The sequence below is a fragment of the Mediterraneibacter agrestimuris genome (assembly GCF_943193195.1).
Classification (GTDB): domain Bacteria; phylum Bacillota; class Clostridia; order Lachnospirales; family Lachnospiraceae; genus Schaedlerella; species Schaedlerella agrestimuris.
This window is the reverse complement of sequence record NZ_CALPDG010000010.1, coordinates 29,077-54,569: the sequence shown is the minus strand read 5'-3', so window position 1 is coordinate 54,569 and position 25,493 is coordinate 29,077. Positions and strand designations below refer to the sequence as shown.

The 25,493-nt window shown below is 41.4% G+C and carries 33 protein-coding genes and 2 pseudogenes; all 35 read right to left on the bottom strand.

The annotated features are described in order from the left end of the window. Positions 1–131 precede the first annotated feature (131 nt). The 35 genes and pseudogenes from NFS18_RS07255 to rlmD all read right to left on the bottom strand — a co-directional run bounded on the left by NFS18_RS07255 (position 132) and on the right by rlmD (position 25,257). Positions 132–959 (bottom strand): helix-turn-helix transcriptional regulator, encoded by an 828-nt coding sequence (locus tag NFS18_RS07255; protein WP_251389406.1) that lies wholly within the window; start codon positions 957–959, stop codon positions 132–134. A gap of 70 nt (positions 960–1,029) precedes the next feature. Next, entirely contained in the window at positions 1,030–1,821 is a 792-nt protein-coding gene (locus NFS18_RS07250; RefSeq protein WP_251389404.1) for an ABC-2 family transporter protein, read from the bottom strand. After that, positions 1,818–2,612 (bottom strand): ABC transporter permease, encoded by a 795-nt coding sequence (locus tag NFS18_RS07245; RefSeq protein ID WP_251389402.1) that lies wholly within the window; start codon positions 2,610–2,612, stop codon positions 1,818–1,820. Before NFS18_RS07245 ends, NFS18_RS07250 begins: the two co-directional genes overlap by 4 nt. Positions 2,613–2,650: 38 nt before the next feature. Next, positions 2,651–3,586, bottom strand: coding sequence for an ABC transporter ATP-binding protein (locus tag NFS18_RS07240; protein WP_331477579.1), 936 nt, complete (start codon positions 3,584–3,586; stop codon positions 2,651–2,653). 496 nt (positions 3,587–4,082) lie between these two features. Next, positions 4,083–4,649 carry a GNAT family N-acetyltransferase gene (locus tag NFS18_RS07235; RefSeq protein ID WP_150837362.1) on the bottom strand — a complete coding sequence of 189 codons (567 nt, stop codon included), beginning with the start codon at positions 4,647–4,649 and terminating at the stop codon, positions 4,083–4,085. 111 nt (positions 4,650–4,760) lie between these two features. Then, positions 4,761–5,177 (bottom strand): pyridoxamine 5'-phosphate oxidase family protein, encoded by a 417-nt coding sequence (locus NFS18_RS07230; protein ID WP_115624793.1) that lies wholly within the window; start codon positions 5,175–5,177, stop codon positions 4,761–4,763. Positions 5,178–5,205: 28 nt separating this feature from the next. Continuing rightward, positions 5,206–5,670 (bottom strand): VOC family protein, encoded by a 465-nt coding sequence (locus tag NFS18_RS07225; protein ID WP_251389400.1) that lies wholly within the window; start codon positions 5,668–5,670, stop codon positions 5,206–5,208. Positions 5,671–5,692: 22 nt separating this feature from the next. Then, positions 5,693–6,241: a DUF3795 domain-containing protein gene (locus NFS18_RS07220; RefSeq protein WP_162209488.1), complete on the bottom strand. Its 549-nt coding sequence runs from the start codon at positions 6,239–6,241 to the stop codon at positions 5,693–5,695. 112 nt (positions 6,242–6,353) lie between these two features. Continuing rightward, on the bottom strand, positions 6,354–6,764 hold the full coding sequence (locus NFS18_RS07215) for a VOC family protein (RefSeq protein ID WP_115624791.1): 411 nt from the start codon (positions 6,762–6,764) through the stop codon (positions 6,354–6,356). A gap of 254 nt (positions 6,765–7,018) precedes the next feature. Further along, on the bottom strand, positions 7,019–7,264 hold the full coding sequence (locus NFS18_RS07210; protein WP_115624790.1) for a helix-turn-helix domain-containing protein: 246 nt from the start codon (positions 7,262–7,264) through the stop codon (positions 7,019–7,021). A 150-nt stretch (positions 7,265–7,414) separates the two neighbouring features. Next, positions 7,415–7,624 carry a hypothetical protein gene (locus NFS18_RS07205; protein WP_115624789.1) on the bottom strand — a complete coding sequence of 70 codons (210 nt, stop codon included), beginning with the start codon at positions 7,622–7,624 and terminating at the stop codon, positions 7,415–7,417. A 262-nt stretch (positions 7,625–7,886) separates the two neighbouring features. Then, positions 7,887–8,327, bottom strand: coding sequence for a GNAT family N-acetyltransferase (locus tag NFS18_RS07200; protein ID WP_115624788.1), 441 nt, complete (start codon positions 8,325–8,327; stop codon positions 7,887–7,889). A 70-nt stretch (positions 8,328–8,397) separates the two neighbouring features. Beyond that, positions 8,398–8,721 carry an inorganic pyrophosphatase gene (locus NFS18_RS07195; protein WP_115624787.1) on the bottom strand — a complete coding sequence of 108 codons (324 nt, stop codon included), beginning with the start codon at positions 8,719–8,721 and terminating at the stop codon, positions 8,398–8,400. Then, a complete protein-coding gene (locus NFS18_RS07190; RefSeq protein ID WP_115624786.1) occupies positions 8,690–9,886 on the bottom strand; it encodes a winged helix-turn-helix domain-containing protein in 1,197 nt (398 codons plus the stop codon). Before NFS18_RS07190 ends, NFS18_RS07195 begins: the two co-directional genes overlap by 32 nt. A gap of 78 nt (positions 9,887–9,964) precedes the next feature. Then, on the bottom strand, positions 9,965–10,573 hold the full coding sequence (locus NFS18_RS07185) for a GNAT family N-acetyltransferase (protein ID WP_115624785.1): 609 nt from the start codon (positions 10,571–10,573) through the stop codon (positions 9,965–9,967). Positions 10,574–10,664: 91 nt separating this feature from the next. Continuing rightward, positions 10,665–11,585 (bottom strand): helix-turn-helix transcriptional regulator, encoded by a 921-nt coding sequence (locus NFS18_RS07180; RefSeq protein WP_115624784.1) that lies wholly within the window; start codon positions 11,583–11,585, stop codon positions 10,665–10,667. A 63-nt stretch (positions 11,586–11,648) separates the two neighbouring features. Further along, a complete protein-coding gene (locus NFS18_RS07175; RefSeq protein WP_115624783.1) occupies positions 11,649–12,131 on the bottom strand; it encodes a pyridoxamine 5'-phosphate oxidase family protein in 483 nt (160 codons plus the stop codon). A 55-nt stretch (positions 12,132–12,186) separates the two neighbouring features. Beyond that, the gene (locus NFS18_RS07170) at positions 12,187–12,651 is read right to left on the bottom strand and encodes a VOC family protein (protein WP_115624782.1); all 465 of its coding nucleotides are present in this window, start codon (positions 12,649–12,651) and stop codon (positions 12,187–12,189) included. A gap of 51 nt (positions 12,652–12,702) precedes the next feature. Then, positions 12,703–13,134, bottom strand: a complete 432-nt coding sequence (locus NFS18_RS07165; RefSeq protein ID WP_115624781.1) for a VOC family protein — start codon at positions 13,132–13,134, stop codon at positions 12,703–12,705. Between the two features lie 153 nt (positions 13,135–13,287). Next, a pseudogene (locus tag NFS18_RS19705) lies at positions 13,288–13,503 on the bottom strand (GNAT family N-acetyltransferase); the annotation flags it as partial. A 15-nt stretch (positions 13,504–13,518) separates the two neighbouring features. Continuing rightward, the gene (locus tag NFS18_RS07155; protein ID WP_242999043.1) at positions 13,519–13,761 is read right to left on the bottom strand and encodes a hypothetical protein; all 243 of its coding nucleotides are present in this window, start codon (positions 13,759–13,761) and stop codon (positions 13,519–13,521) included. Between the two features lie 34 nt (positions 13,762–13,795). Next, positions 13,796–13,966: pseudogene (locus NFS18_RS07150) on the bottom strand (DUF3795 domain-containing protein); the annotation flags it as partial. A gap of 6 nt (positions 13,967–13,972) precedes the next feature. Further along, the gene (locus NFS18_RS07145; protein WP_165907165.1) at positions 13,973–14,110 is read right to left on the bottom strand and encodes a hypothetical protein; all 138 of its coding nucleotides are present in this window, start codon (positions 14,108–14,110) and stop codon (positions 13,973–13,975) included. Positions 14,111–14,363: 253 nt separating this feature from the next. After that, complete coding sequence (locus tag NFS18_RS07140; protein WP_115624780.1) at positions 14,364–16,772, bottom strand: ABC transporter permease; 2,409 nt, start codon at positions 16,770–16,772, stop codon at positions 14,364–14,366. 14 nt (positions 16,773–16,786) lie between these two features. After that, positions 16,787–17,452 carry an ABC transporter ATP-binding protein gene (locus tag NFS18_RS07135; RefSeq protein WP_115624779.1) on the bottom strand — a complete coding sequence of 222 codons (666 nt, stop codon included), beginning with the start codon at positions 17,450–17,452 and terminating at the stop codon, positions 16,787–16,789. A 220-nt stretch (positions 17,453–17,672) separates the two neighbouring features. Continuing rightward, the gene (locus tag NFS18_RS07130) at positions 17,673–18,704 is read right to left on the bottom strand and encodes a sensor histidine kinase (RefSeq protein WP_115624778.1); all 1,032 of its coding nucleotides are present in this window, start codon (positions 18,702–18,704) and stop codon (positions 17,673–17,675) included. Then, positions 18,701–19,393 carry a response regulator transcription factor gene (locus NFS18_RS07125; protein WP_115624777.1) on the bottom strand — a complete coding sequence of 231 codons (693 nt, stop codon included), beginning with the start codon at positions 19,391–19,393 and terminating at the stop codon, positions 18,701–18,703. Before NFS18_RS07125 ends, NFS18_RS07130 begins: the two co-directional genes overlap by 4 nt. A 340-nt stretch (positions 19,394–19,733) precedes the next feature. Further along, positions 19,734–19,988 carry a helix-turn-helix domain-containing protein gene (locus tag NFS18_RS07120; RefSeq protein WP_251389397.1) on the bottom strand — a complete coding sequence of 85 codons (255 nt, stop codon included), beginning with the start codon at positions 19,986–19,988 and terminating at the stop codon, positions 19,734–19,736. A gap of 51 nt (positions 19,989–20,039) precedes the next feature. Further along, the gene (locus NFS18_RS07115) at positions 20,040–20,459 is read right to left on the bottom strand and encodes a hypothetical protein (protein ID WP_115624776.1); all 420 of its coding nucleotides are present in this window, start codon (positions 20,457–20,459) and stop codon (positions 20,040–20,042) included. A gap of 133 nt (positions 20,460–20,592) precedes the next feature. After that, a complete protein-coding gene (locus NFS18_RS07110; protein ID WP_115624775.1) occupies positions 20,593–21,072 on the bottom strand; it encodes a flavodoxin in 480 nt (159 codons plus the stop codon). A 260-nt stretch (positions 21,073–21,332) separates the two neighbouring features. Next, a complete protein-coding gene (tnpA, locus tag NFS18_RS07105) occupies positions 21,333–21,761 on the bottom strand; it encodes an IS200/IS605 family transposase (protein WP_251389395.1) in 429 nt (142 codons plus the stop codon). A 229-nt stretch (positions 21,762–21,990) separates the two neighbouring features. Next, positions 21,991–22,431 carry a DUF1810 domain-containing protein gene (locus NFS18_RS07100; RefSeq protein ID WP_115624774.1) on the bottom strand — a complete coding sequence of 147 codons (441 nt, stop codon included), beginning with the start codon at positions 22,429–22,431 and terminating at the stop codon, positions 21,991–21,993. Positions 22,432–22,498: 67 nt separating this feature from the next. Beyond that, positions 22,499–22,978 carry a GNAT family N-acetyltransferase gene (locus tag NFS18_RS07095; protein ID WP_115624773.1) on the bottom strand — a complete coding sequence of 160 codons (480 nt, stop codon included), beginning with the start codon at positions 22,976–22,978 and terminating at the stop codon, positions 22,499–22,501. Between the two features lie 36 nt (positions 22,979–23,014). Then, positions 23,015–23,344 carry a helix-turn-helix domain-containing protein gene (locus NFS18_RS07090; protein WP_131918289.1) on the bottom strand — a complete coding sequence of 110 codons (330 nt, stop codon included), beginning with the start codon at positions 23,342–23,344 and terminating at the stop codon, positions 23,015–23,017. A 371-nt stretch (positions 23,345–23,715) separates the two neighbouring features. Beyond that, a complete protein-coding gene (rlmD, locus tag NFS18_RS07085) occupies positions 23,716–25,257 on the bottom strand; it encodes a 23S rRNA (uracil(1939)-C(5))-methyltransferase RlmD (protein WP_251389393.1) in 1,542 nt (513 codons plus the stop codon). Positions 25,258–25,493: the final 236 nt, after the last annotated feature.

Sequence of the window (25,493 nt, the reverse complement as noted above, 5' to 3'; positions counted from 1 at the left end):
AATGTTTTCCATCATTATACAACACATTGACGACAGCTATATGTCGTAATTAGATAAAAAATTTTGAGCTGTTGCTATCAGCTCCTCCTTGTAATCATCCGGCCCTATCACTTTCACCCTGCTGCCAAAACTCAGCAACAGTGCTTTCCACAATCTTTCTTTTGCCGGAACATCATGAAAATTCTGCGTACCCTGTCATCAATTTTCTCTATGGGGCAATCCGGAAAATATTCTTTTATCAGTCCGGATTCATCCTTATCAAACTGTACCTCTATATGGATACAGGTCTTATAATACGCCTGTTCTGATTCTTTCATTCTTTCTTCAATATTCCCATGTTCCTGCTCATAGTGATTCTCTTCTATAATAAGATGATTCATTCTTGCGACCTTAAATGTCCGGTAATCCTGCCTGGTTTCCTCATATGTAAATAAATACCATGCATACCATTTATAATGAATCGCCAAAGGCTGTACCGTTGGATGAAAATAGTCTCCATTCGCATTGCGGTAATCAAAAGAAATATAGTTCTTCCGAGCAATCGCCTGTTCCAGCATTGCGTTCATGTCCTGAACCTGCTGATTCTCCTTTGTCACACTAAAATCCCAAAATACTTTCTGACCGCCTTCCTTTTCAATAATGGCATTATATTTTTCAATCAATGAATTTAAGGTATCACTTGTATAGGAGGTTGCAAGACTCTTTAGTGCCTTTACCACAAGCTGCTGTTCATCATCACGAATATCTGTATTCTTTATTTTATAATTTGGCAATATCGAATATCCGCCATTTTTCCCCGCATCGGCATATACAGGTATTCCAATAGAAGATATGCTGATCATATCTCTCTGAATGGTTCTGACTGATACATGAAAACGCTCCGCCAGATAGCTTGCAGGAACATGATCATGATTCAGCAGATATATAATAATTTCTAATAAACGGTCTATTTTCACCATCTCTCTGTCATCCTTTCGTATCTCTCAGATGTGAATCCTAAATTTATCTCACATATCTTTCAAAAAACGATCAGCTGCTTGCGCTTTCATATCTGTGTACGCCATATGTCCAAAAAGACAAGGCAAAAAACGTAAAAATGCACACGATCGCCACCCCGAAAAGGAATCCTTTTGCCGACAATGCCCCTGTTACTGCCTGCGTTGGCAGCGTCGCAATGATTCCGTACGGCAATACACAGTAAAAAATAAACTTATAGATTCCATAAAAAGCAATCCCCGGTATTTTCAGACACAAATCCACAGCCGTATTCTCTATTTTCATCAGGTTATCTACATAGAACACAAAAAAGGCAAAGCACCGTACCAGAAGCTCCATATCGTAGTACAGTATGGTCATTAGCAAAACCAGAAACAAATATCCAATGATATTCGCATACGAAAGATTCGCGCCGCTTTCTCTCACCCCATATAAGGCGATACAGGCGCTGAAGATCAGAAGCGGTATGGCGCCCGGATCTACTTTTTCAAAGGTGATCCGTAATAGTGGATTCACTGGTTTGGTCAGATATAAATCCAGTTCTCCTGTCTGTATTTTCTCCGGTATGGAAATCACCCCAAAAAAGCAAATGGTCATGTTCAGGGCATCAATCAGGGAGAATGTTCCAATAAAAATAAGGATTTCCCCATGCCCCCATCCACGGATACTGTCCACATGCCCGTAAATTGCCTCGAAAGCGAAAAGCTGAACCAGAAAATAACTGGTATTAGTGAAAAACGGTGCAAAGAATCCCAACCGGAAGGTCATGATTTGGGATAATCTGAATTCGATCAGTTCTGATATAAATTTTAAATTATGTTTCATATTCCTGCTCCATCATATTTGATTCGATCATGTTCATAAGTTACCTGATTTAAAACAAGAAAGACCATGCACCACACACCTAAGACGATTAAGCCTGTGACTGCCTCCTCCTCACATTTCCCTATAAACAGCATACTGGGAAGATATGTGACATAATAGAAAGGCAGAAATCTCATGCCTGCTGTCATCCATTCCGGTAAAAGCGCAAGGGGAATTACCGCCCCGGTCACAAATGCGGAAAGGTTATCTTTTATCATGAGAAAGATGCTGATCTCCTCAAATTTCACGGTCAAAATCCCAAGAAAGTAATTGAGCAGCGCCATAAACAACAGTCCTAAAACAACCATGATACTTCCGCATAACAGGAGCTTTCTATTGGCTGTATGCACAAATGGAATCCGGAACAAATAAAACCACAGAAACGTTGCTAAAAAACCAATGCCCGCAGAAAACGCAATCTTCCCTGCTTCCATCGCCACAAAATACCCCTGTGTCTGTACCGGTATCACCATATATTTTGAAAAGGTACCATTTCTCAGCATACCGGTCATCTGCCGGCTGATCTCAGCAGATTTTTCCAACTGGAATAAATAGGAGCTTATGATATAGTAAGAAATCATCGCCGGAAAGCCCAATCCCGCTATCTGCTCTTTTCCCTCAAACAGAATACTCCATAAGATCCATGCAAATAATATCTTCGCCACCGACAGAATCACGTCAACAAAGGTATCCGATCTCCAGATCAACTGTGCTTTCATGTATGCCTTGGCAATTTCTAAATATTTCTTCACGTCCTACACCCCCTGATAAATACGCTCCACGACAGAGCCTATTTCTTCTTCCTCAATTCCAATATCCCGGATCGGATAATGCCGATAAAAGATTCCAGAACCTTTTCCGCATTTTGTTTTGGTATTTCAAGCACCAGCTTGTCATCCTTTTTTTCCAATACCCTGCAATATTCCGGCACATCAGGCTCTATGCTGTGTTCAAAGTATATCGTCAGTCTCTTACTCTTTTGATAATTCTCAAATAACAGTTCCGTACCGCCGTCATATATTTTTCTGCCGTGATTCACGACTATGGAGCGTTTACACAATACCTTAATATCCTCCATATAATGCGAGGTAAGCAAAATGGTAGTTCCTCTTGACTCATTCACATCTTTTAAGAAAGTCCGGATCTGCTTACCTGCCACAGCATCCAGTCCAATGGTCGGTTCATCCAGAAACAATATTTTCGGATTATGAAGCAATGCAACGATCAGTTCCATCTTCATCCTTTCTCCCAACGATAGCGTTCTTACCTGTACATTCATCAGTTCCTGCACCTGAAACAGATCCACAAAAAAATCCTTGTTTCTTTTATACTCGTCTTCCGGGATACCGTATATTTCTTTAAACAGCCGCAACGTGTCCTCCGTTGTCAGTTCAAAAAACAGCTGGCTCTTTTGCCCCATAACCACCGCATACTGCTGCTTAAATGCTTTTTCCAATTTATTCGGATAAAATCCCATCACCTGTATCCTGCCGCTTGTCGGCGCAATAATCCCGGTCAACATCTTCACCAGGGTCGTTTTACCCGCTCCGTTCGGCCCGATCAGGCCTACAAACTCACCCTCATTTACATGAATATCAAAATCATCTACCGCAATTTTTTCTTCATATTTCCTGTGAAACAGGCCCTTAATACTTCCGGCCAAACCCTCCTGCTTTTTATACCGCTTATACTTTTTCGTTAAATTCTCTGTCTCAATTATCTTCATCTTGAAAACCTCCAGTTTAAATATTCAATGAAAAAACATAAAAAAATGTGGTTTCTGCCTATCATTACATAGACTGAAACCACAGATGTATATATCTTAAGATGATGAAAAAAGCAAAACATCCCCATAAAAGGAAAGCAGCAATGACCTGAAAAATGCAGCCCATTTGCTCGCAGAAATAAAAAAGCATGACACCACAGTCATACTTTTCCCGCTTTCTTATCCATCATAATAAGACAATTATTCCCAGTGTATGCAGTATTCTGTAAGGCAGAAACAACCGGCATTCAATAATGCCAAAAAGGGTAACACAAATAAAGCACTCTATTCCGTGCTTACCCTCTTATAAAATTTAGTTGTCCTTTGTCATTACAGAAACAATTAACATCCACATACCTGCTCTTTCTTGAAATATGGTCTTATATTAGCTTATAACTTTGTCAATGTCAAGCATTTTAGCCTGGATACATATTTTTTATCCAGATTTGGAGAGGCGCTAATTTTTCCTCAATACAAAATAGGAATCATACTTTGTTCCATCATGCCCTATCAGCTTTTCCTCTGAGCGTATAAATCCTAAATTTTTCAACGCCACAATACGTTCTGCCGCAGAGGGAAGCGCTTTCGTAGCAATCTTATCACAATGAAACAGGCTATATGCAGGTTCCATTATCAATCTTAATATTTTTATAATCTCGCTTGTCATTTCATAATCACTGCGAATGTCCAGCCTGAGCAAACCGCAGTTTGTAAAATAATCATCGGCGTCTCTGTGGAAAAGCTCTATTGTTCCAATTGCTTCATCAGTTGCTTTTGACACAATTGTCCACCTCACAAATCCTTCTCTATTGTACTCGAAAAGCCAGTAATCAATCGCCTGTTCCATTCTGCTTTCCGTTGTATAATAGAAATCATCTCCGCCACAATTATCACTATTAAAAAAGGGGACAGCCCTTTTATCAGAATAAACCTTTAATAAATCCATTCTATCCTCTTGGCAAACCATTCTCACAAGATAGTCCTCATTCTCATATTCAGGACAATTTTTATAAACATCCACCATTCTGATCCTCCTCCGTAAATTTCGTCTTTTCATCTCTATCTATGGCAGCATCCTTAGTTCTGACTGGAAATACTGCTCCTGAAATTTTTCCAATTCTACAAGCTAGAAAAGCTAAAACTCATATCTTGTCCCATGTGAGAGTAACAGTCCATCTGTTAATTCTACACATAGAATTATCGTATTTTCATCATCAAAATTGTTATGTCCGTTATCAATCCATTCAGCAAAGACATTTTTCAGTTTTTTAGCAATCATACAATTCTCTTTTTTTCCAAAATAACCCAAATTGCTGCCCTTTCCATGTGCCGTAAACCACTCACCAGCTATTGCAACAGCAGGATTGTTTTCTATATGTTTGATTTTATTTGAAAGTGCATATGTAATAATATAAAATGCACCGTTCTCATAGTAGGCATTTACATATCGCACATAAGGCACCTCCTTTTCAATGGTTGCCAACGCAATAACAGTGTCTTTTCCAAAACGTTCCATCATTATTTTTTTAGCTTCTCGGCTCATTTTTTTCATTAATTCGTTCTCCTTTGCAACTTTTCATTTAACTGTTTAGCAGCTTCGTTAAATCTTCAAAAGAAACATCCATTTTTACAGACACTTCATCTATGGTCATACCAGAAGCAAGGAAACGCTTTATAACCATTTTCATATTCTCTCCAACTTCTATGATATGTCCGTCCAAATCATAAAATCGAATGACACGTTGCCCCCAACTGTGTTCAATTACCTCACCCAAACACTCAATATTCGGATATTCTTTTAGTTTATGTAAGAAACTGTCAAAGTCCTGTTCCTCAAAACATAATTCCACATTGTTAGATTTTTTTAATATGCTTTCTTTTGGTAAATGAACAAGCCAGTCAAAGTCCTGCTGTAAAGCTAAACCGCAGGTAAAAGCTATATTTCTTCCATAATCCTGAAATACTTCCAATCCGAATAAATCCTCATAAAACTTTCTTGCAGCTTTGATGTCTGCTACCGATATAACCGTACAATTGTATTTCATGTAAGTTTTCCTTTCTTAGAGATTATTTTTTCTTCCGGAGCTTTAGTTCAATATTCTTTCGCTTTGCTGCGTTTTGAAACACCCCCGCAGCATAAGAACTTTTTTCTTTGAGTGTCAATCTTTCCAGTTCCGAATTACCCTTGATTTGCAAAAGTATCTCATTTATTTCCTGCAATTCCAAAAGATTGACCGCCACACAAAAAAGAGTCTTTTTCCTGCCATCGTTATAGTTGGCTAACAGTAAATTCAATAATTCCGTCTTTTCTGTCTGCTCCGCATTGTATGCTTCGATCCCTATCTCTCTTGCTTTTTTCAAATCAGCTTTTCGGTTACTGTGTGTAATGAATGAATCAAATTCATCTATATGCTCATACTTCTCACAGGGGTACTCTCTGCACCGAAAACAATATTCCACACCATCATGTTCTAAACTACACTTTGCAATTTTGCAGGATTGATTCCCCTCTCCGCCACCGCAGCCGGGACAATATTTATTTAAGTGCATAGGACATAATCCGCAGTTCAAACCACAAAGAGAAAATAGCTGATTGTCCCTATGGAAACCTTTCATACGCTGTACCTCAAATCTCAAATTTTAATCTGGCAGACTAAAAATCTACACAAATTGTTTTATTAAGTTCAACCATTCCTTATTCATATTCAATTCCCTCTCAAATTCGAATTTATGAATCCTTTTCTTCGTAAGGCTTATTCCAAGAACCTATCTCTATTAAATTACCTTCAGGATCAGCAATATAACAAGTTCTCTGTCCCCAAGGTTCAAGTTCCGGTTCCAGTACAGGAGTAGCACCGTTTTCTACAGCTTTACTAAATGCTTTATCAACTTCTTCAAATGTATCAACATAAAGTGCCATTTCAAAATGACCGTTGAATCCTTTGATATAATCATATCTGCGATTGGTCATTTTTTCAAAGTCATTTCTGCCGTACAACAGAAACAACGTCCCATCTTTTACAAGATATACATTAGATGTATCTTCCGCTTCTTTAATCTCAAAGCCAAGTACATCTCTGTAAAAGCGAATCATTTTCGCCATATCTTCAACAAATAATCCAAAACCGTCCAATCTCATAATACAATACCTCCAAATTCCGATTTGTTTCTTTATTTTCAGCATCCAGTATACCTCTCTGCTATATTTCGCATTCAATAAAAGTATACTATCCATACCTTACTGCAATATTACTGTTAGGCTACAATTTTGTAGGAATAGAAAAATCCAAGATAAACGGGATACCATTTTTCACCCCTAAAAGCGTATTATCCCCATGCTCTTCTTCCAGGCAGCTTCGTAGATTGCGAATTATGAAAGAATCCCGGATGGATTCAAACACTATTAATTTTCTCTTTCGCTCTCCTCTCCGCTTCCTCCAGCAGTTTCAATGCTATTGCCTGCTTCAAAACCTCATCCACATAACACTTCACATTTCCATCCGGCTCCCGCTCCTTCACTGTGGCGAGTTCATCCATATAGAAATCGTAATGTTTAAGAATCCGCTCCATTGCCCACTTCTCCCCGGCGACAGCTCCCTTGATCGTTTCATAATCCAGTAAAATCCGCTGATCGTCCATAACTCCGTACCTCCGGCTAATTGATTTCTTACAGCATACCATAACTTCATGAAAAAAGCACCCGCCATTCCTCACACTAACAGATGCTCTCATCCTTAATACACCTTATCAAAATATCCAATGAATATGGTCATCCGCAATAGCCCGTCCTTAATCGAAAAAGTCACATTCTCCAAGCAGGTATCCGTAATCCTCTTTTTCCTTTGGAACCACACGCTTTGGGATTTTATCCATTTCTTCTTTGTATGCCTGGAAGAATCCGATATCCTTCAATGTGTCTAAAAAGTCCTGTCCTTTCGCCTTATCACTTCTCTCCCGGAATTCCTCTCCGTAATCTTTCTCGTATACTACATTTTCCATGCTTCGCACCCTTTCCTGTAGAACAATTTATCACTACGGGTAGGATGTTATGATGTCTTGTTCTTTTCCTTCTCTGCATCTTTGATTCTGTAATAATCTTCCATATCCAGACTCAATTTTATATAAGTATCAGGTTTTAATTTTCGGTTGCTCAAGAGGCACACAGTTTCAACAGATATATGATGATTTCTAATAAGCGGTCTATTTTCATCACTGCTCTGCCATCCTTTCGTTTCTCTCAGATATGAATCTGGAATTTATCTCATATATCTAACCATTGAATAAAAGCTGTTTTATCTGTACAGTTATATCCCGCATTTTTATAAAACTCTAACGTCTTTTGTTCTTTTGAACCTGTCAGCAGCATCATCTTGTAGCAATTATTATTTACAGCTATGGTTTTTGCATAATTTAAGCATTCCGTAGCATAACCATGCCCTCTATAGTCTGCATGAGTAACAACATTTTCCACAAACGCATACGGATGTATGTTTCTTGTTAAATTTGGAATAATCACACAAACGCACGAAGAAACAATCTTTCCGTCAACAATATTTACAATAAGATGATGATTTTTATCTGCTATAATTTGATTCCAAATGACCGATAAATGTTCCGATTGTTCTGGAACAGTCTCTTCATGAAGATATAAATATAAATTCAGCACTTCCAGCAAATCTTCCTGTTTCGCTTCACGAATCATTCTTATCACCTCAACTCATTTAATTCCGTCATAAAATATTTAATCCATAAATTTCATTATAACGAAATTATTACATTCTGATTTCCGACTTAAAATACTGTTCCTGAAACTTTATCTGCTCCATGATTTCCTTCTCACTAAAAGAAAGATTTTCAGGTGCAACCACCCATTTTTCTTCAACATCATCCAATCGGTGTACAACCGCAGTAATCTTTCCTGTAAATTCTTTAACAGCTTCATTTACACCAACGATATAAGCATCCTGCTCCTCACCATCAGGAGCCATAATGCCTTCGATATATCCGTAGTTAACAGGATAATACAGGTCTTTATGTTCCGGATGATAACTTCCAAGCGGTCTGTCAACGATGACTTTTACAATCTCTCCAATCATTCCAGCCTCTTTTTCTGCAAAAACGTTCAAACCGTCTGATGCGTCTGTCCACATCGCGCTGCAGTGCCTTTGTCAGACGCAAGTCCGGCTCATACCAGATATTTTTTAGTTCCAGCTTTCCCTGCTTTTTATCATAAGCCATTTCTATCCTGCCTGCAAATCTGTCTCCATAGAGAATCGGCAAAACATAATAACCATATTTACGCTGCTGCTTCGGCGTATAGATTTCCCATTTATAAGAAAAATCAAAAACTGCTCCTATAAGCTTCCTGTCCCAGATCAGATTATCCAGCGGTGCAATAAATTCACAGCGCTTTTTCATCGGGGGATTTTTCAATATAAATTCTGCAAGTCCTGCATCCTCCCTGCGGCAATACAACGGCTCCCCAATCTCTTCCACTTTTACTTCAATAATCTTCTCTTCTTTTAACAGCATCTCGAATATAGCATTTCTCTGTGCAGCCTTAAGTCCCTGTATACCCAGCCATGCGTCAGAAGCACGGTTCCACAAAAGACCCACCGAACCAATGCGCTCTGACACCAGCCATTTTCTATAATCAAAATCCGAAGGAAAAGGCTCTGGTTGATTCAAAAATTCTGCCGGAATGCAATTTTCAATCAGATCATAATATTTCAGTGTTCCGCTCTTATGATGGATTCCCAGTTCTCCGACAAAATACATATGTTCCAACGCCGCTCTCGACAACCTGGTATCACTCCAATACCAGGATACCTTTTCCACTATGTCCAAATCTGCGCTGCACAGTGGTCCCCGCCGTGCAATTTCCTCACGCACCCGTTCCTGTACTTCCACAATTTCTGTATGGCTTCTCTCCCAGCTTCGGTGAGCCTGCCGCTCCCGGGCAAAATATTTCCAGTTCTCTATTGGAAGAATCGAGAGATTTTTATCAAAATAATCCACCAGTTTCCGATCGATATATAAAAGCTCATAAAGCATCGTCTTTTGATAGTCTTTGATTCTGGACTGCAAAACCAGATCCGCATTTCTGCCACAGACATCCACCGGATCAAACTGAATGCATCCTGCCTGCCGGACAAAAGAAAGGACGCCTTCTTTTCCAACAAATTTGTAATCTCCCAGCAAGCCATGCTTTAATAACAAAAACTGCCGCGCCTGTTTTTTCGTAAAATAAATTCTGTCCATTTGCCCTCCCACCGCTAATACAAAAAACGGCAGAACCCGTCATCATACTGCAGCAACAGAATTAATCCATAATGTTTCCTATTTCTTATTAAGAACCCAATAGTATTTATACTGAGTGCCATCATGTCCGGTCAGCGCATGATCTGATTCTTCATACCCCAGTACCGCCAATGCCTGAATACGTTCTTTTGCGGTTGGCACCGCTTTTGTTGCCAGCATCCGGCAGGAAAACATGTCAAACGCTGGAGTTTCTATCTGTTGTAAAATTTCCTTTATCACATCTGCTTTTTCGTAATCACTTCGCAGATCCAGACGCAGCAGCCCGCAGTCTTTGAAATAATCCTCAGAATCCCTGTGGAATAATTCAACCGTTCCTATAACTTCTTCCTCTTTATGGCTGAAAATACCCCATCTCACAAATCCTCTTCTTTCATACTCCCAAAGCCAATAGCTGACAGCCTCCCTCATTCTTTCCAGAGATGTATAATGGAAGTCATCCCCACCGCAATTATCACTATTGAAAAAAGGAACCGCCTTCCCGTCCGAATAAACCTTCAGTAAATCCTCCGCATCACTTTCTGCGACCAGACGTAAGCAGTATTTTCCATCGTCAAAAACCGGACACTCCTGATACACATCCTCAAAAGTTCCCTGATCTCCAAGTAACACTTTCACAAATTCACTCATCTTATGCTCCTCTCTTTTTTACCTTCCGCCATACGCGCAGAATACTCCATGTGCCATAGAACATCTCCATCCTACCATACTTCTGCGACAGCTATATGTCGTAATTAGATAAAAATTTTTGAGCAGTCTCGATCAGTTCATTTCGGCAGGCTTCCGGAGAAATGACTTCCACACGGTTTCCCATACTCAAAAGCAGGGCTTTCCACGAGCGTTCTCCAGGCGGAACCTGAATCCATATTCTTGATTTTTCCTCCGACCATTCTTCTATTTGGCTGTCCGGAAAGTACTCTTCCATCAGGCACGTATCTTTCTTATCAAACGCTACCTCCAGTGTAATACAAGTTTCACCATATGCCCTGTCTGACTGCTCCATAAGCTCCTTTACCGCCGGATGCTTTCTGTCAGACTTTTCCGATGTAATTTGAGGCTTGCGGATTCGTGCAACTTTAAAGGTACGATACGCCTCCTGTGGAACAGACCATGCAAATAAATACCATGAATACCATTTATACTGGATAGCAAGAGGTTCAACCAACCGCTGTGTTTCTTTTCCCTGCGCATCCCTGTAGAAAAATTCAACCAGTGCCTTTGTCTCAATTGCCCGTTTCAGCATCTGGTTCACTTTTTGCACCTGTTGATTCTCCATGGCGATTCCAAAATCAAAAAAGATACTCTGTTCCTGATCCCTGTCCAAAAGTGCATGATACTTTTCAATTAAACCTGCCAGCGTTTCATTTGCATATGAGGTTGCCAGGCTTTCCAGTGCCTGCTGAATCAACTGCTGTTCTTCCTGATGGATATTGCAGTTTCTAACCTTATACGACGGCAAAATGGAGTATCCTCCACCCTTTCCCTGATTGGAATATACAGGAATCCCTGCTTCTGCAATACTGACCATGTCTCTCTGTATGGTGCGAACAGAAACATGGAGCCGTTCTGCCAGGTCTCTGGCGGATACATTCTCATGATTCAAAAGATAAATGACAATTTTCAACAGTCTGTCTATTTTCATTTGAATAACTCTCCCTAATGATATCGATTCGCAGTTTTTGTTTTAGCCCAATCAACTGTAATTTTAATGTTTGTCATTTTTCTTCAGTCTTATTTTGCCTGTTACTTTTTCTACTACCAGTTTAAAAACTTTTGTACGGGGCATTACTGCCTTATTGAACGAAAATTCTTCTTGACCATAATGCTTCATCAAAATATATAAAGCATTGCACTTTTCATCATCAGAAAGCATTTCAACACGCCCTTGTCCAATAACACTCTCATATTCCATTGTGCAACTTCCGTGTTCAACCTCTGTCACTAATTTATGTCCACAATCCATTTCAAAACTGGCTCTATTGTCCTTTTCAATTAAATCATATTTTGTACCCTCCATAGCTCCATGAAAATACAACTCGATTTTACCTTTTTTTATACACATTCCAAAATTAAGTGGTAATATATATGGGTAGCCATTATTATTTAAGGCAATTCGGCATACATCACATTTTTCCATGATAGCTACAATATCTTCAAACTCTTTTACTTCCCTATCTGAACGACGCATTTTTACCTCCCTACTACAATATTGCAAATACCGATTTGTTTATTCGTCCCATGTATTATCTGTTTAGAAGTTTTGTCAAATCCTCAATAGAAGCGTCCATTTTCACAGAAACTTCTTCCATAGTCATGCCGGAAGCAAGAAAACGCTTTATCACCATTTTCATATCCTCGCCAACCTCAATGATGTGTCCGTCCAAATCGTAAAACCGAATCACCCGCTGGCCCCAACTATGCTCGATCACTTCTCCCAGATATTCAATATCCGGGTATTCTTTCAACTTGTTCAGAAAACCGTCAAAATCCTCTTCTTCAAAACACAGTTCCATATTATTGGGTTTTGTCAATACACTTTCTTTTGATAAATGAACAAGCCAATCAAAATCCTGCTGTAAAGCTAAACCACAGGTAAAAGCTATATTTCTTCCATAATCCTGAAATACTTCCAATCCGAATAAATCCTCATAGAACTTTCTTGCAGCGTTGATGTCTGCTACCGATATAACCGTACAATTGTATTTCATGTAAGTTTTCCTTTCTTAACCTCTATTTCCATTAACTCTACAAACTGGAAATTAAAATTGCAGCATACCTTTTTCATCGTACTTAAAATCAGGTCCCCACGCGACTTCCCAGTAATATCCATCCAGATCTGTAAAGTATGCGTGATAGCCTCCCCAAAATACATCCTGCGGTTCTCTTACAATTGTTCCTCCTGCAGTTCGAACCAATTCAATGATCTTATCAACGTCATCCTTGTGTTCCACATTATACGTTAATGTAATACCGCCAAATCCGTTACCTATTTGTGGAGGATTGTTTTCGTTTATATCTTTTGCTAATAAGTCCAATGGAAATAATTCAAATTTTGTTCCTGGCGTATCGAAAAAGCATACATATGGATTATTCTCTTTGCAATCTGTCTTATACCCCAAACCATCTCGATAAAATTTTATCGCTTTCTCCATGCTCTTTACACCTAAACATACGCAAGTAATTTTATTCATTTATATACCCCTTTCAATCACTATTTTTAGAACTGAACAAAATACAATTTTACGCTCTCTGCGCCTTCCTTGTAAACTGAAAGCCGCCGAGTTTTTTACATAAATAAAATTTCAATTTTTATAACATTATGTATTCATAATCAAAGTTAACCGTTACAATTCTTTCATCATGCACAATGATTCTGGCATTGAAATATAAGGACCATAATTATTCATTTTATTAAATCCTACTTTTCGATATACATGGCACGATTCTTGTAGCAATTCTCCAGTTTCAAGAATCAATTTCCTATATCCTAGTTCTTTTGCCCATTCGATTAATTCAAGAACCAGCTTGGTTCCTATTCCTTTTCCTTGAAATTCATCTCTGACAAATACTCTTTTCTATTCAGTTGCATTGTCGATATCACCGTACTGATATTCTCTAATTGCTCCAGCACCAGCGGCTTTTCCATCAACATACACAACTACAACCTCTTTTATCTCATCAAGCTGATTATACTGTTTATATTTATCTCTCTTAATAACTCTTCCTACTCGCCTATCTAAATCCATATCTAATAACTGACAGTTCTCGATAAAGTCTTCATTTGTCCCAGAACATCTAATAAATTCAATGTCAGCCATATACAAACACCTCCTAAGTTACGAAAATCGGAAGTTATCGCTTTCCTTCTTTAATGAACATGATCAGTTTTTCTACATCATCAAATTCATCATAATCGCCAACGACACCTTCACGATGATATATAATGCCATTTCTCTCGTTACGCTCTAAGCAATCTAACAGCATTTGCTCCCCATATCTTTTAATAAACAAAGTAAAGCCATACTGTCCTTATATTTTTCCAGATTCAAGAAATTTTTCAAAATCACCATACAACTCACCTGATTCCACTGACGCAGCTTCAAGTTCTAAAAGAAATTTATATGCCGCTGTATGATTCTTGTCTTGTAGTTTACCAATCATATTCATGGAGTTTCCCTCCTGCAACTTCAAATCTGTCATTGTTCTTCATTGTACCATATAACCATGAATTTTCCCACCTGTTTCGCATATGGCTGTCCCTCAAAAATGTTCGCCTTGTAACCATTCTTCTGCGACGCCCAGCGGGTATGGATTCCTTCTCCGCGGCTAGAGTACGGCAGAAAGGGCGATATCATTCCTGTCTTTCATTTATTCAGTTATTATTGGGACGACGAGTGCCGTCCCACCGGTATAAACAAATTTATTCCATTGTTTTGATACGGTCTACAAGCGATTGCTTTTTACAGTAACGGATTGCCAAAAGGGAATATCCCATAGCAACAGCAAAAAGTGCGACGAAAAAAATAATTACCTGAACAATCGGAAATGTATAGTGCAACTTTCCAAAAACGCCAATTTGATCGAACAGCAAGCACAGACAGTATCCCGAAACAGTCCCAACGGTCAAAGTAATTATCATTGTTCCAAAAACATAGTAAAGGCTTTCTATTTGCAACATCTTTGCAAGCTGTTTTCCGGTTAGACCGATAGATTGAAGTACCCCAAACTCCTGCTGCCTTGATATTAAATTTGTCATAAGTGTATTGATAAGATTTATAATACCAAATAGCCCGATAAATATGACAAGACCATAAATCGGTGCTGTATATGCCTTCAGACTTTTTTGTGCAAATGCCAGGACATCGGTATAACTCTCAATTACCAAATCCTGCTTCCCACTTAGCGTATCAAATACAAACTGCTCTGCCAGAGGAAGCTCCTGTAAATCTGTTCTGATGGAAAGCTGTGTATTGAAATTAGTTACTTTACTGCGTAACACTTTTATCAGATCCGTTGGTAGAAAAAACAAATTACCATTATACTCATTTCCAAAGTCCACAGTTCCGGCTATTGTAAAGGTAATCTTTTCTCCCGTATCAGATAAAATTTCTATCTGATCGCCCAGCTTCAAATCGTATCCGTAAAATTTGGCAAGATTATTCTCGTTATCATCTACTAAAATACCATATCCCTCTACCAGAGTATTATAGTCCATTGTTCCGCTCAAAAGGCATGAATTATGATTAGCTATCTGTTCCCTGGATAATGCACCGATCATTTCATCCATGCTGCTCTCGGTACCAGCATTTCCGGGCAGAAAAATAGCAGCATATACGCCTTGTACCTCTTTTATTTCTGTAATTTCTTTACACTTTAGCAGTTCATTGACAAGTTCATCGGATAAAGGATTGTTCTCTTGCAAATGTGTCATCAATGTAACACGAGAAATTTGCTGCGTGCTATTATCATTCGGAGATAATGAAATGGTGATTTCTTTTTCACCGAACATCTGCCGTGCAATTTTATTTTCATTCACAGAGCAAAAATATGTTGCCCCACACATCAAGAGTATTCCGGTAAATCCAAGAGAAATTAAAGTCATAACAACCTTTTTGCGGTTCCTCATAAAATTGAGTTTTGCCAAATTCATAGGGGAAAGATTGCGTACCAGTTTTTTTGTTGTCATTTCTTTTGCTGTGTCTGTTGTAGTAGTAATCCGAATTGCCTCTATAGGGGAAACCGAAGCCGCAATTTTTACGGGTTTGTTAATAGATATCATAACTGCAAGCTCAGTAATTACTGTTACCCCCAGTATGCACATGATACTGTTGGGCCAGTACCAGCCTTTGGGAACAAGGGCATATCCAAGTACACATCCGAGTACACATCCGGCAGGAATGGACAGAAGTGAAAGTTTTCGACTTTCTTTCCATATCATTTTTTTGATTTGCTTTTTTGTCATGCCGATTACCTGAAAACGTCCATATTCTTTAATTTTTCCTATAACTGAGATATAGAACAGGCTATAAATTACCATTGAGCAGGCTATAACAATCAAAACGCTTATGGCCAGCACAATGAGCATATCTCTCGATGAATTATCAACAGTATCAAAATACGAGGAACTAAATGCTATCTGATTTTCTTCTATCCCATAGTTGCCAAGGCAACTACAGATAGTTGTTTTTAACTCCTCCTGGCTGAAATGTTCACTTGCCATAATGCGAAAAATACCCACATACGGGATAGATCCTGCATAGTAGGATTTTAAAAACACATCAGACACCAGAATTTGATAGTTTCGGTTACTGCCATCATCATTGATGATACCGCAAACAATATATTCTGTCTCGCCATTTTTTAATGGCAATACGATTTTCTCATTTAAGGACACACTATACCCGGTATGTTCCAGAAATGAAGAAGAAACCGCAACCTCATTTTCTGTTTCTGGCAGCCGCCCATTCATCTCAATGGAACGGAGATATAAGTCGTTGCTATCCCGATAGTTGATATTCAGAGTATAATCCTCAATACGAAAACTGTCTAAAGCAACTTCCATACCTGCCATTTCAATATTTGCATCATTAGATAGGATTGTTACCATTTGCGGATCAATTCCAATTACTGCCGCCTGATAACGTCCCTGCAAAAATGTTTTCGCTTCATAAGATTTACCAAATGTATATAATGCAAGCGTTGTCATAAGGCAGGCGGCAAGGGCAATCGTCACGATGATAAACACATTACGCCGTTTGTCCGCCTGAATACTCCTGTTCGCCAGCTTCTTGACAATGGTGCTGGTATCATTTTCAAAAGGCCATGTCATAGTCTGCCACCTCCTTATTCCACAATCTTGCCGTCCTCAATGCGGACAATCCGATCTGCAAGGCGGGCAATGTCGTTATTGTGAGTAATCATGACAACGGTCTGGCGGAACTCCGCGCTAGTACGCTTGATAAGCCCTAGCACCTCGGCGCTGGTCTTGCTGTCAAGGTTGCCAGTCGGCTCATCGGCCAGCACGATAGCCGGCTTGGTAATCAGGGCGCGGGCAATCGCCACACGCTGTTGCTGTCCGCCGGAAAGATTGTTTGGCATATTTTTCAGTTTATCTTCCAGCCCCAGCAGGTGAACGATCTCGTCCAAAAACTTCTGATCCACCGTGTCCCCGTCCAGCTCCACCGGCAGGACAATATTCTCATATACATTCAGGATAGGAACAAGATTATAGTTCTGGAAGATAAAACCGATGTTGCGGCGGCGGAAGATGGTAAGCTGTTCATCGTTCTTCTTTGCCAGTTCTTCGCCCCGGACGATCACGGTTCCGCTGGCAGGGGTGTCCAGCCCGCCCATCATGTGAAGCAGGGTGGATTTTCCGCTGCCGGAGGTTCCCACAACGGCCACAAATTCGCCGTCCTCCACGGAGAAGTTCACGCCGTCAAGGGCGCGGGTAATGTTCGGCTCTGTGCCGTAATACTTTTTCAGGTCAATCGTCTGTAAAACGCTCATACTCAAAACTCCTTTCAAGGCTTCCTGCCTGTTGATAAGGGTATTGTAAAACCCAAATGTCCGCGAAATGTTACAGCGGCCAAAAAATTTCATTGAAAATCGGGGTGAAATGTTACATCGCTCGGACATTTCAGCCGAAAACCTGCCACTGGAAGCTTTATCGGCACACTACTGCGAAAAAATTTACGGCGGGCAACCGGGAATGGCCGTCCGCCGCGTTCTATTTTACAGGAAGCATGATGGAAAATTCTGAACCCTGTCCCGGCTCCGAAACCACTTTGATATAGCCGCCCTGCCGTGTTACGATCTCGCGGGCCAAATACAGGCCAATGCCCACGCCCTGCTGGTCGTGTACTTCTTCCTCCCGGTAGAAGCGTCGGAAGATAGCAGCCTGATTGCTTTCGGAAATGCCTTTGCCGGTGTCGCCCACTTTGATTTCCACATACATTTCCCACGGTATCACGGACACCGAAATGTTCCCGCCTGCTGGGGTATACTTCACCGCATTATCCAGCAGGTTAAAGAGTGCTTCGGATGTCCACTTGCTGTCATGGGAGAGGATCAGATCTTCCGGGCAGTTCACGGACACGACGATTTCTTTTTTCTCTGCCGCATACACGATCCCACTCATGGCCTGCGCCACGGTATCAAAGAGGCGACCTGGTTTCTTATCCAACTGGATCACGCCCGTTTCCAGCCGGGAGGTTTTCACAAGAGCCTGAAAGAGAAAGTCCAACTTATCCGTCTGGGTGCGGATTCCCCGGATAAAGTCGGTGCGCTCCGCCTCGATCATAGGCTTTTCCAGCAGGGTGTCCGTTGCCATTTTCAGATTGCTCACCGGCGTTTTTACCTGATGGGAAATATCCGATACAAGGGTCTGCAACTCCTGCCGTTCCTCGTCTACCCGGCGGCGGTTCTCCTGCATGATCTGATAGAGTCTTGCCAGCCGGTGGCCGATTCTGGCGAGCTGGGTTTCGCTGTCCTCCGGGCGTTTTGGTGCTTCATTCCCGGCAATCATGTGGTCTAAAGTCTGGCACAGGTCAGCGGTAAACTGCGACAGCCGCTTTCCAAACGCCTGCGTCAGTACAAAAATCCCCACAAGGGCGCACAGCAGCAGCGCCCCGCCCGTCAGCAGTACCGCCATCTGTTTTGTCGCAAGAAACAGGACTATGGTGATCCCGGACATGGAGAGGACAAGCCCCAGTGCCACCCGACCAAACAGCCGCTTTACCGAGAGGTTCTTAAACTTCATTTTGCCTCGCCTCCCGTCCATTGATAGCCCATGCCGTAAACGGTCTTGATATAGGGTGCGCCGCCATCGGATTCAATCTTGCTGCGAATCCGGCTGATGGAGGTTGTCAGGGTGTGTTCATCCACAAATTTCTCGTCTACATCCCACAGCTTTTCCAAAAGCTGCCCACGGGTCAGCACTTGCCGGGGATTTTTGCGGAACAGGTTCAGCATTTTGTACTCCATCGGGGATAGGGTCAGGGGCTTGCCGTTTAAGGAAGCCGTCTGCTCCGAGAAGTCCAGAAACAGCCGCCCGTCATCGTAAATATCCTTGGCCGGTTTGTGGTGTTCCAGCATGGCGAACATGGCTTTGATTTTCCGCTGCAAGGCTCCGATCACAAAGGGCTTTGTAATGTAGTCTACCGCGCCCACCTCATAGCCCCGTATCTGGTCGCTCTCCTGATCGTTGGCGGTCAGGAAAATTACTATGGTGTCTGGGTGCTGGGGCTTTATCAGCTTGCATAGCTCAAAACCGTTCCCGTCCGGCAGGTTGATATCCAGCAGCACTAAATCGAATTCCCGCTGGCGGATGGTTTCGGCTGCGGTTCTGGAATTTAGGGCAGAAGTCACACCGTAGCCATCTGCGGTCAGGTTATAGGCCAACATCTTATTCAAAAAACTGTCGTCCTCGACAATTAAAATCTGCTTCATATTCTCACTTCCTTTGCTTTTTGCAGATAGTATAACAGGCAAATGTCCGTGAAATGTTACAACAGGAAAATTTCCTCTTTTTCTATGTTAACTCTGATAGAGAGTATATCCAAGTTATATTTCTAAAAAACGCAGAGATAACTCCATAAAGCTATCTCTGTCTCTATTCCCACCCCACAAACCGATATCCGCTGCCAACCACAGTCTCTATATGCCACCCCCGATCTTCCTTCTAATGCTACTCATCACATTTACTACTGCAGCCTGACACTTATCTTCCGGCTTCTTCCAGACCGCTTCGTAGATTGCGGATTGGGAAAGAACCCAGGATGGGTGTGTTTCAAAGACCCTCCGTTTCCTCTTTCGCTATCCTCTCCGTTTCCTCCAACGGAAAATTTGGTATCTCCTCCAGCAGCTTCAATGCTATCTTCTGTTTCAAATCCTCATCCACATAAATTCTCACACTTCCATCCGGCTGCTTCTCCTTCACTGTGGACAGCTCCCTTGATCGTCTCATAATCCAGTAAATTCCGCTGATTGTCCATAGCTCCGTACCTCCGGCTAATTGATTTCTTACAGCATACCATATCTTCATGAAAAAAAAGCACCCGCCAGTCATTATCAATACTGACAGATGCCCTCATCCTTAATACACCTCATCAAAATATCCAATGAATATGGTCATCCGCAACAGCCCGTCCTTAATTGAAAACGTTACATTCTCCGCCCGTTCTGCGATTTCTTTTAGCAGCGTCAGTGCCTCCCTGTCACAGAACTCAAAATGTGACTGATACAAATCAATGGTCGCCTGCCATTTCTGGTAATCCACCTCGCCCCGGATTTTCCCGCCAAATTGCCTGACATAAGCGTCACACTCCCCAAGCAGGTATTCATAATCTTCTTTTTCTTTGGGAACCACACGCTTTGGGATTTTGTCCATTTCTTCTTTATACACCTGAAAGAATCCAACATCCATCAAGGTGTCCAGAAAATCCTTTCCCTTTGCCTTATCGCTTCTCTCCCGGAATTCCTCTCCATAGTCCTTTTCGTATACTTCATTTTCCATGTTTCGCACCCTTTCCTGTAGAACAATTTACCACTACGGGTAGGATGTTACCATAGATTTCTTATTATTCGTTGTCATGAAAGATAACTTTATAGGACTATATTGATAACTTTGTTTGTCTTACCTATGTATCTTAAATCCCGAATCCTTCTGCCCATACTTTCAGTTCTTCCGCACTTGCATCCGCAGAGAATCTCTTTCCTTCCTTTAATTCTGCTCCCGGACAGGAAACCGCCAGCTCCTTGTTTGTGTTCCCCATACCGCTGCTGCCCGAAGTTGCCAGCGGGATAATCGTCTTACCAGTCAGATCGTATTGCTCCAAAAACGTGTTCACAATGGTCGGGGCAACGTACCACCAGATAGGGAAGGCTGTGAAAATCACGGAATACTGCTCCATATTCTCCACTTTATTTGCAACAGCAGGCCGGAATGACTTATCATTCATCTCCACACTGCTGCGGCTCTTTTTATTCATCCAGTCCAGATCAGCATCCGTATATGGAACCTCCGGCTGAATCTCATGTAAATCTGCTCCGATAGCCTCTGCAAGCCGCTTCGCCAGTTTCGCTGTTACGCCGCTGGCACTGAAATACGCTACTAATACCTTACTCATAATCAATACCTCACCTTTCCTGAAAATCATATTTTATCGCTGTGTTTTACCATAGAATATCATAAATCCGAAACAAATGCACCCTATCGTTTTTTGAGTATGGGTAATCGTTAAAAATGCACCCTCAACGCTCAAAGGGTGCATTGTATCAAAGTCACCAACCACCACTTCAAGTGGTGGTTTGCTCTGGCCCCCCCAAGGGACCTTTGTTGCTTGCTCGCCTCAAAGGCGGGTGCTGCAAGCTCTGTTACTGGCTACCGCTACAAAGCGGCTCCTTCACTATCTTCTTTCCTTGATTCTTCCGACTGTTCTCTTACATACTTCTTGATTGCTTCTTCTGTCACATTGCCTATTGTTGCGACATAATACCCTCTTGCCCAGAATGCTTTGTTCCACTTACTCTGCAAATTCGGATGCCTGTCATATATCATTAATGTACTTTTCCCCTTTAAATACCCCATGAAAGTCGAGATACTCATCTTTGGTGGTATACTTACACAAAGGTGTACATGATCTGGGCATACCGCTCCGTCGATTATTTCCACTCCTTTATACCCGCACAGTGTTCGGATGATTTCTCGCACATCGGCGCGTACCTGACCATACAATTGCTTCTTTCTGTATTTGGGAATGAAAACTATATGGTACTGGCATTTCCATGCAGTATGTGATAAACTTTTCTTGTCCATGTGGACGCCTCCTATTCTTTGAGTTTGGCTTGCAACACCTTACTCATTGTATCATAGGAGGCTTTTTTATGACGTCCTCTCCGCTTCCGCTTACTCTATTCTCCCCAGCATAGCTGGGGGATTAGGGTTTTCATTTATGGTACGCAAGCCAGTGAGACGGTATGCCAATAATCATCAATACATAATAGGTTTATTTACTAAAAAAGCCTGGAACCATGCGGTTTTCAATTTACCACATAGCTCCAAGCTTTTTGTCCTGTAAAATTTCTATTGTTTTCTGGTCCTTTTCCCCATGAAAAAACTTTTCCAGCACCTTCTGAAATACTTCACACTCCGGTTTCACCAAAGCAAATAAGGTCATGGAAGATTTCAATTTCAGATCATCTGGCCATCCCATCACAGCGGTCGCGTCATCGGAATCCACATCCAGTAATGCCTGCGAGATTTCAATGAGATTACTACTAAGTGTGTAATCTTCCATATATGCTTTCGCTTCAGCCATATCCTTGATTGCATAATATCGGGCAGTTTCACTGTAACCAAGTCCCGCAATCTGTGGAAAGATAAACCACATCCAATGGCTCCTCTTCCGCCCGGACTTTATCTCCTGCAGGGCAATCCGGTAATAAGTCTGCTGTGCGATCAGAAACCGCTCTAAATCGTTGTTCATTCTCTATTCCACCTCCCGGTCTGTTATCTAAAACTCCATACAACTCTGTATTCAAAAAGAGGCTGTATCACTTAGCAAGTTCTGAAAGCGTGGCACCAGTAATACGGTACACGGTCCAATCAGACATTGGTTCTGCGCCAAGGGACAAATAAAAGTCAATACTCGGCTTATTCCAATCCAGGCACCACCATTCCAATCGTCCGCAGTCGCGCTCAACTGCAATTGCTGCCAGCTTCTTTAATATGGCTTTACCATATCCTTTTCCCCTATACTCTGTCCGTACAAATAAGTCTTCTAAATAGATCCCGGCTCTGCCAAGAAATGTGGAAAAGTTATGGAAGAAAAGAGCAAACCCGATTTCTTTGCCATCTGCAACCGCAAAAATAACCTCCGCTTTTTCTCTGTCAAAAATCCACTCTTCCAGTGTTTTCTCATCAGCAACAACCTCATCCAGCATTTTTTCATAAGCTGCCAGCTCTTTAATAAAACTTAGGATTAATGAAGTATCTTTTCTTTCTGCATATCTAAAGTTAAGTTTTTCACTCATTATTGAAGCACCTCACACCGACCTTAAAATTTTGCATTAGCTCAGGAAATCCTCTACAAGAGTATATGACAACAGCTTAAGCAAACGCTGCGGTACCGGATTTTTCCCGTACTCCCAATCTTCCAGTGTTCTCATTTTTATCTCATACTGCTCGCAGAACTGCGGACGCAGCATTCCCAAATATTCTCGAATATCCCTAATGCCCATATGAGCGGCATCATATATAAACCGCAGCAACAGCACAATGTTATCATCTGGTGTTTTCTTCAGTTCCACATCATCCTCACGGCGTTCTATGAATACATCCACGTTCTCACAACTTTTTGCCTCATCATACAATTCAGAAAACAGCCCAAATTTCATCATCCAACCTCCTTTGCAAACTCTTCCGCCTGCACTTACAAATTACCACGTTCAATGTGGAATGTCAAATCATTTTCCACGTCAAACGTGGATTTTTAAATCTCCATTAGCAGTGATGATGTCAAACCAAAACAGCCAGGATAACAGACGCTCCTACTGATACCCTGACTGTACATTTTTTATCCGTATGCTTTAGCAAAACACTAAACATTTTAGCGAAACTCAAACATTTTAGCGAAACCCATACAATTTAGCGAAACTCCATTTCAGCAAATTATTTTTGAACCCCACCCCGGAAAACAAGCCGTCTTACCAAACATATTTCACAAGAAATACAGCACCGTTTTTTCTTCTATGCGGCAGAACCCTTTGATTTACTGGGCTTTTTTCGTCAGCAGACAGACTGTCTCCACGTGCACACTCATCGGGAACTGATCTACAGCCCGCCACTTCACCAGCTTATATTCCCCACTTCCGCACAAATACTTCAAATCCCGTGCAAGTGTTGCCGAATCGCAGCTCACATACACAACTCGGTCAGGCTCCATATCCACTATTGTCCGCAGCAATGATTCTTCACAGCCTTTCCGCGGCGGATCAACGACAATCACATCCGCATGGGCAGTCTCCCCCGGATGTTCCTTCATATAGTTATCATAATAAGCCGGCAGAACCTCTTCTGCCTTTCCAACGTAAAATTCTACATTCTCAATTCCGTTAATCTTCGCATTCTGCTTTGCATCGTCAATTGCCTGAGGCACAATCTCCACACCATAGACCCAGTCTGCCTGCTGTGCCAGAAAAAGAGAGATGGTTCCAATCCCGCAATACAAGTCCCACACTACCGTTTTTCTGCCTGTCTGCTCATCAGCCTTCTTATCGTTGTCCTTTTCATTCTTCCTGTCTGTCTGCTTCTGCAATCCCGCATATTTCAGCGCCAGTCCATATAACTTCTCTGTCTGCGCCGGATTGACCTGGTAGAATGACAGCGGCGATATTTGATATTTTACCTCTCCGATATAGTCGGTAATATATCCCTTCCCCCAAAGTACCTCATAGGAATCTCCCATGATGACATTATTTCTCTTTGTATTCGGACTTATTGAAATACTTGCCATTCCATCAATTGCACGGAGTCTGTCTATCAGTTCTTCCTGATGGGGAATCCACTCTCTGCATCCTGCCCGTTCGTTCTTCTGTCTCCCGGTCTGGTTTGCATTCTCTTTCTTGTTCTGCTTTCCAATACATACATTATCCTGATTCACTACAAAACACACCATAATTTCTTTTGTCGCAAAGCCAAACCGAATCAGTACATGACGAATCTGCCCCTTCCCTGTTGCCTCATCATAAGATGAAATATGATATTTCTTCATAAATTCAAGCACCAGTTCCAATATCTCCTTATTCACCGGAACTCCCAGCACGCAGTCTGTATTCGCAATAATATCGTGGGTTCTTCCCGCATAAAAACCTGTCACCGGATTTCCTTTTTTGTCAGTTCCAAAGGGGAACTGTGCTTTATTCCGATAATAAAACGGTTCTTCCATCCCTATGATCGGTTCCATAGTCTGCTCCAGATAATCAGCTGAAAATCCTCCGATCCGCTCCAGATTTCCCTTTACCTTATTCTGCTTAAACTCAAGCTGCTTCTCATAAGACATTTCCTGAATCTGGCAGCCGCCGCATTTCCGTGCAAATGCACACTTCGGAGATGTTCTGTATTCTGAGGGCACGATCACCTTCATCAGACGGGCATAGCCGTAATTCTTCTTTGCTTTCACTACCTTGACCTCTGCCAGATCACCAATAACCGCATCCTTAATAAATAGGGTATAGCCATCAACTTTGCCTATACCCTCTCCATTTACTCCAATATCTTCAATTTTTACAATTACCGTTTCATTTTTCTGCATTTACTATATCCTCATTTTATAATTACAACAAGAATCCAGCCCATGATAGGTTCACTTGTAACAGTTCAGCTTTTCGGCTGCACTGTTACTGAATCCGCCCTATTTTAAGTTGCCAAGCATACGACAAAAACGTCCGGTGGACGTTTTTTAGTTCACCTGCGGTGAAAGGGCGGATTCTGTTTTCCCATCACACATTTTTACGGAGTTTGCAACAAGTACAAACTCCTATGCTGAAC

Bases quoted from the DNA above. Each gene is read 5' to 3' on its own strand.
- NFS18_RS07180 (WP_115624784.1), bottom strand. From the start codon at position 11,585: ATGAAAATAGACAGACTGTTGAAAATTGTCATTTATCTTTTGAATCAT.
- NFS18_RS07110 (WP_115624775.1), bottom strand. From the start codon at position 21,072: ATGAGTAAGGTATTAGTAGCGTATTTCAGTGCCAGCGGCGTAACAGCG.
- NFS18_RS07145 (WP_165907165.1), bottom strand. From the start codon at position 14,110: ATGAATATGATTGGTAAACTACAAGACAAGAATCATACAGCGGCATAT.
- NFS18_RS07220 (WP_162209488.1), bottom strand. From the start codon at position 6,241: ATGAAAGGTTTCCATAGGGACAATCAGCTATTTTCTCTTTGTGGTTTG.
- NFS18_RS07130 (WP_115624778.1), bottom strand. From the start codon at position 18,704: ATGAAGTTTAAGAACCTCTCGGTAAAGCGGCTGTTTGGTCGGGTGGCA.
- NFS18_RS07170 (WP_115624782.1), bottom strand. From the start codon at position 12,651: ATGAAATACAATTGTACGGTTATATCGGTAGCAGACATCAACGCTGCA.
- NFS18_RS07175 (WP_115624783.1), bottom strand. From the start codon at position 12,131: ATGCGTCGTTCAGATAGGGAAGTAAAAGAGTTTGAAGATATTGTAGCT.
- NFS18_RS07255 (WP_251389406.1), bottom strand. From the start codon at position 959: ATGGTGAAAATAGACCGTTTATTAGAAATTATTATATATCTGCTGAAT.
- NFS18_RS07190 (WP_115624786.1), bottom strand. From the start codon at position 9,886: ATGGACAGAATTTATTTTACGAAAAAACAGGCGCGGCAGTTTTTGTTA.
- NFS18_RS07185 (WP_115624785.1), bottom strand. From the start codon at position 10,573: ATGAGTGAATTTGTGAAAGTGTTACTTGGAGATCAGGGAACTTTTGAG.
- NFS18_RS07140 (WP_115624780.1), bottom strand. From the start codon at position 16,772: ATGACATGGCCTTTTGAAAATGATACCAGCACCATTGTCAAGAAGCTG.
- NFS18_RS07100 (WP_115624774.1), bottom strand. From the start codon at position 22,431: ATGAACAACGATTTAGAGCGGTTTCTGATCGCACAGCAGACTTATTAC.
- rlmD (WP_251389393.1), bottom strand. From the start codon at position 25,257: ATGCAGAAAAATGAAACGGTAATTGTAAAAATTGAAGATATTGGAGTA.
- NFS18_RS07090 (WP_131918289.1), bottom strand. From the start codon at position 23,344: ATGATGAAATTTGGGCTGTTTTCTGAATTGTATGATGAGGCAAAAAGT.
- NFS18_RS07115 (WP_115624776.1), bottom strand. From the start codon at position 20,459: ATGGAAAATGAAGTATACGAAAAGGACTATGGAGAGGAATTCCGGGAG.
- NFS18_RS07205 (WP_115624789.1), bottom strand. From the start codon at position 7,624: ATGGAAAATGTAGTATACGAGAAAGATTACGGAGAGGAATTCCGGGAG.
- NFS18_RS07120 (WP_251389397.1), bottom strand. From the start codon at position 19,988: ATGAAGATATGGTATGCTGTAAGAAATCAATTAGCCGGAGGTACGGAG.
- tnpA (WP_251389395.1), bottom strand. From the start codon at position 21,761: ATGGACAAGAAAAGTTTATCACATACTGCATGGAAATGCCAGTACCAT.
- NFS18_RS07155 (WP_242999043.1), bottom strand. From the start codon at position 13,761: ATGGCTGACATTGAATTTATTAGATGTTCTGGGACAAATGAAGACTTT.
- NFS18_RS07195 (WP_115624787.1), bottom strand. From the start codon at position 8,721: ATGATTGGAGAGATTGTAAAAGTCATCGTTGACAGACCGCTTGGAAGT.
- NFS18_RS07135 (WP_115624779.1), bottom strand. From the start codon at position 17,452: ATGAGCGTTTTACAGACGATTGACCTGAAAAAGTATTACGGCACAGAG.
- NFS18_RS07235 (WP_150837362.1), bottom strand. From the start codon at position 4,649: ATGGTGGATGTTTATAAAAATTGTCCTGAATATGAGAATGAGGACTAT.
- NFS18_RS07200 (WP_115624788.1), bottom strand. From the start codon at position 8,327: ATGATTCGTGAAGCGAAACAGGAAGATTTGCTGGAAGTGCTGAATTTA.
- NFS18_RS07095 (WP_115624773.1), bottom strand. From the start codon at position 22,978: ATGAGTGAAAAACTTAACTTTAGATATGCAGAAAGAAAAGATACTTCA.
- NFS18_RS07230 (WP_115624793.1), bottom strand. From the start codon at position 5,177: ATGAAAAAAATGAGCCGAGAAGCTAAAAAAATAATGATGGAACGTTTT.
- NFS18_RS07125 (WP_115624777.1), bottom strand. From the start codon at position 19,393: ATGAAGCAGATTTTAATTGTCGAGGACGACAGTTTTTTGAATAAGATG.
- NFS18_RS07215 (WP_115624791.1), bottom strand. From the start codon at position 6,764: ATGAGATTGGACGGTTTTGGATTATTTGTTGAAGATATGGCGAAAATG.
- NFS18_RS07240 (WP_331477579.1), bottom strand. From the start codon at position 3,586: ATGAAGATAATTGAGACAGAGAATTTAACGAAAAAGTATAAGCGGTAT.
- NFS18_RS07225 (WP_251389400.1), bottom strand. From the start codon at position 5,670: ATGAAATACAATTGTACGGTTATATCGGTAGCAGACATCAAAGCTGCA.
- NFS18_RS07210 (WP_115624790.1), bottom strand. From the start codon at position 7,264: ATGGACGATCAGCGGATTTTACTGGATTATGAAACGATCAAGGGAGCT.
- NFS18_RS07250 (WP_251389404.1), bottom strand. From the start codon at position 1,821: ATGAAACATAATTTAAAATTTATATCAGAACTGATCGAATTCAGATTA.
- NFS18_RS07165 (WP_115624781.1), bottom strand. From the start codon at position 13,134: ATGAATAAAATTACTTGCGTATGTTTAGGTGTAAAGAGCATGGAGAAA.